The sequence below is a fragment of the Endozoicomonas sp. SESOKO3 genome (assembly GCF_024606255.1).
This window is the reverse complement of record NZ_JAHHPR010000544.1, coordinates 1-4,092: the sequence shown is the minus strand read 5'-3', so window position 1 is coordinate 4,092 and position 4,092 is coordinate 1. Positions and strand designations below refer to the sequence as shown.

At 36.6% G+C, this 4,092-nt stretch carries 3 protein-coding genes; 1 reads left to right on the top strand and 2 read right to left on the bottom strand.

Features of this window, described 5'->3' with window-relative positions:
• Nucleotides 1–180: 180 nt before the first annotated feature.
• Nucleotides 181–1,185 (bottom strand): glycosyltransferase family 2 protein, encoded by a 1,005-nt coding sequence (locus KDK18_RS09390; protein WP_257254644.1) that lies wholly within the window; start codon nt 1,183–1,185, stop codon nt 181–183.
• A 102-nt stretch (nt 1,186–1,287) separates the two neighbouring features.
• A complete protein-coding gene (locus tag KDK18_RS09385) occupies nt 1,288–2,586 on the bottom strand; it encodes an O-antigen ligase (RefSeq protein WP_257254643.1) in 1,299 nt (432 codons plus the stop codon).
• A 202-nt stretch (nt 2,587–2,788) separates the two neighbouring features.
• Between KDK18_RS09385 and KDK18_RS09380 the strand changes: the two genes are divergently transcribed.
• Nucleotides 2,789–3,925, top strand: coding sequence for a glycosyltransferase (locus KDK18_RS09380; protein WP_257254642.1), 1,137 nt, complete (start codon nt 2,789–2,791; stop codon nt 3,923–3,925).
• Nucleotides 3,926–4,092 lie beyond the last annotated feature (167 nt).

Sequence of the window (4,092 nt, the reverse complement as noted above, 5' to 3'; positions counted from 1 at the left end):
AGAGCCGCAATTTTCAAGCCCTGACGTTTCTCTATTGTTTGTACGAAGTGGCTGGTTCTTTATGAGAATAGGTGAGCCGGGCCCGTTAGGCGATAGCTCCGTTAAGAAATCTGTTTTGTCCGAATCACCAAACCGACTGGCTGCCTGAAAAGTAACTCGAAATCGACTAAGAGCCTTTTTCTAATACTTTTGATTAGTAGCTTTTAGAAATAAGTCGTAAGGTGCCATGGTAATTATACTTGGTATTTTATAGCCTTTTTTATAAGCCCAATCTTTTATATCATTTTTTATTTCTGGGTTGTTCTTTATTAGTTGATATAAAAAACATGAGAAATTTCTTCTGCAGTCGCAAAAAATACTGACAAAATTGTATAGCTTCTCCAAAGTATGTTTATACTCTTCGAATTCATCCCTGCTTATTTTATGCTTGTTTTTTATTGCTTCGAAATGAAGATTGATTTCGTCTTCTTCAAATAGATAGTTGTGTTTTTTTGAGTTGTTTTTAATGGAGTTAGTTAGGGTGTATTTATTTTTTTTTACTAACTTTTTAGAGTGCTGATTTTCATGCACTCTATATTTTACCAGTGGCTTTTTAATGGCTCCTAGCTGGCATCTATTTTCTGTTATAGTTCTCATTAGAAAATCATAGTCCTCAGCAAAATCTAGAGAACTATCAAATCGTAAGTTTTTAATTGACTCTGCTCTCATCATTACTGTAGGGCAAGGTATTGTTTTTCCGAAAAAAAAGTAATTGAATTTCAACTCGTTGTCTTTATCTGGATAAGACTTTATTTTGTTTTTTTTAGTATTGAACTCTTTTATCCATGAGCCACAAATATCAATATTTTTTGATTTCATGTGGTTGATTTGTTCTTCTAATCTAAATGGATAGCATATATCGTCAGAATCTATAAGAGCAATATAAGATCCTAGTGCAATTGATAGGCCTTTGTTTCTAGCTTTGGATACTCCAGAGTTTTCTTGCTCTAAATATTTTATTCTTTTGTCCTGATCTTTTATTTTTAAAATAATATCTTTTGTTTTATCTGTTGAACCATCGTTAATAACTAATATTTCAATGTTTTTATAGGTTTGGCTTATTATTGAAAATAAACAATCTTCAATGTAAGGTTCTGAATTGAAAACGGGTATAATAACACTGATAAGATCTTCTTGTATATTCATTGATAAGTTTTATCCGCATTGGGGAAAGTTTCTTTATTTGATTGAGAATGAGCTATCCCCAGATTCTTTGTATTCTTATCTTTATTAAGTTTATATGATTTCTTACTGGTTTTTTCTTGAGAAATTTAAGGGAGAAGCATTAAGGCTCATTTTGATAGCTATAGCTATTCCAATGGGTAGCCAGAAGTTAATCCAGTATATATGTGGTTTTGTGAAAATTTTGCTTACATCGGTTATATAAGAAAAGAGACCAATACACAATAAAGCAATTGCAAGTTTAATATTGGTGTTTCCTTTAGTGGAATATAGGCATCTTATTAGCAAACATATTAAAAGGGCAAACAAGAATAAGCCAAAAAATCCTATCTCATAAAATACTTGGAGATATATGTTATGAGCATGAAAGGCTATAGCTCTATTTTGATTGTATGGTATCTGAAATTTTGCTCCGGCACCGTGGCCAAACCAAAATTTTTCAAGAGAGTTTTTATAGGTTTTAAGCCAGATGGTTCCTCTTTCGTTAAATGTTTCATTAAGAAAATCTTCTAATTCGTCTAGCGTTCCTATCAATTTAGTATTTGAAGAAGTTAAGCTTGGTCCAGATGAAATAAGTTTTATTTCGTTAGTGGCATAATTTGACTGATTTTTCTTTATTGTGTCTGAAATGCTTTTTGTTATTTGGTCAGAGAAGTAAAGCGAAGAACTTGAAATTGTAATAGTCAGCAGTGCAATGGTTGATTTTTTATTCTTTATAAGAACCCATGACAGAAAGTAGGATAAAAACAAGGCAATTATAGGGCCTCTAGACCAAGTAAATATAACATAGGTATTGATTATTAATAATGAAATTAACTGTATGAAGGAATTGAGCTCTGATGACTCCCTACTCGAAAATAGTACAAATAAAATAGCTGAAAACGATCCATAATAGATAGCAGCGGGAATAGGGTTATCGAGGTTTCCAAATCCCCAGTCGCCCATGCTGCTGATTCTGTAATCTCGAACTCCGATTGGTGCATCTAGAACTAAGAAATGATTGAATAATGAAATAGCTGCACCAATGGAGACTATTATCGCTGATATCTCGAGTATTCGGCTGAACTCCCAGTAATCTGAACGTATTAGTGCACATATGCTGAATATAAATAATGCTATGTATATACCATCTTTTATAAACCTACCTGCGTCCTCATCTGTGTCGGACCATAAAAAGGATAGAGTGTATAGGGCTATGAAACATAGGGTCGATATTGCTAAAGTATTGACCCTGTGCCCTCTGAATACTTCCTTACCTGATGTGAAGAACAGTATCAGTGCAGGAAGAATAAGCCAAGTATAAGTTTGAGAGATATGGGAACTGTTATTTGGAAGTATGATCTGCCCTGTTAGGAAAACAATCATACCAAATGGAAGAATCCATTTTAAAATGATGTGGTTGGTTCTATCTTGTATCGATATATTCATAAATAAAAAATATAAAGTTTTAGCGTTATATGCTAGCTTTTTAGGCCGCTATTAACCAAGTATTTTCTAGACTGAAGATTCCACTAGAAATATAGCTAATATAAGCATATCCTTCGCCTTTTCTTTATTTGGTAGAGCTATGACTGAGGGCAAGAAGCAGATTTTACAGCTTCAGAACAGTTTTAATGTCATGTCATCGGACTTGGCAGAACAAATCATCAAGGCACTGCCAGCTGATCAATATGAAATTACAACAGCCTTTCTAAAAGGAAAGCCAGAAGCAGGGCAGCCTGTCAGTGCTGCCGGTACATCTGTCTATTTTGATTTTAGTAGCAAGCAGCTGAAAGGAATTCGACGCTGGTTTGCTATACGACAAGTATTACGATTTTGTCGGGATCATCATTTTGATGGCATCATTTGCCATCGCTTCAAACCGACTCACATCATGCTCAATCTGGCCAGGAAGCTGAACACAAAAGCTTTTATCAGTATCGCCCATGGTTTTGGTGATTATGACCGCTCTTATCGGCAGAAGCTGGTTAACAGGCTGGCTGATGACCGCTGGTGCTTTGTAGGGGTATCCAAGCCTGTTCAGAACTATCTTATGAACACTATAAATCGCTTAAATGAGAATAATACGGCAGCGATCAGCAATGCTATTGACATTGAACAGGCCGTTTCTATTCAGCTAAGCCAGGAGCAGGCGAGGCAGGAACTGGGACTGCCTGATGATCGCTTTATTTTTGGCACAATAGGTCGATTGGTCGAGATCAAAGGTCATGCTGTAATGATTGATGCTCTGGCTCAGGTTAACAGGAAATACCCGACAGCAGCAGTAGGCATCATTGGTTACGGTGAAGAAGAGCAAAACCTCAGGCAAAAGATCAGTGACCTTGGTTTGCAAAACAGTGTTTTTCTGCTGGGAAAAAGAGCAGAGGCTATTAAATATGTTAAGGCGTTTGATGTCTTTACTCTGCCCTCCTTCACCGAAGGTCTGCCCCTTGCGTTACTGGAAGGCATGTCTGGAGCATTACCTGTCATTGGGTCAGATATAGATACCATAAAGCCTTACATAGAAGGGCTGGGCCAGGTTTGTAAAGCGGGTGATTCAGAGAGTTTGGCTCAGGCCATGGAGTATTATCTTTCACTACCAGCTGCTGCAAGGGCAGAGGAAGGTCGCCATCTCTATGAGGTGCTTTGCACAAGACATAATATTAATGATTTTCGAGAGTCCTATCGCAATCTGATGGATGAGATGCTGACCAGAACAGCTTAGCTATTCACAATAAAAAGCTGGATACATTGAAATATGAAATCATTATTCAGAAGCCCTGAAACTTTTGGGTATTGTTGCAGCGCTGGTTGCATTAGCTGCAAGTATGTATCTATGCACTAGCAGCCTGTCGGACTTAAGCGTCCGTAGCGAGGATTGCAAGAAATTGA

Coding starts and splice junctions, on each gene's coding strand:
- KDK18_RS09390 (WP_257254644.1), bottom strand. CDS start 1,185: ATGAATATACAAGAAGATCTTATCAGTGTTATTATACCCGTTTTCAAT.
- KDK18_RS09385 (WP_257254643.1), bottom strand. CDS start 2,586: ATGATTGTTTTCCTAACAGGGCAGATCATACTTCCAAATAACAGTTCC.
- KDK18_RS09380 (WP_257254642.1), top strand. CDS start 2,789: ATGACTGAGGGCAAGAAGCAGATTTTACAGCTTCAGAACAGTTTTAAT.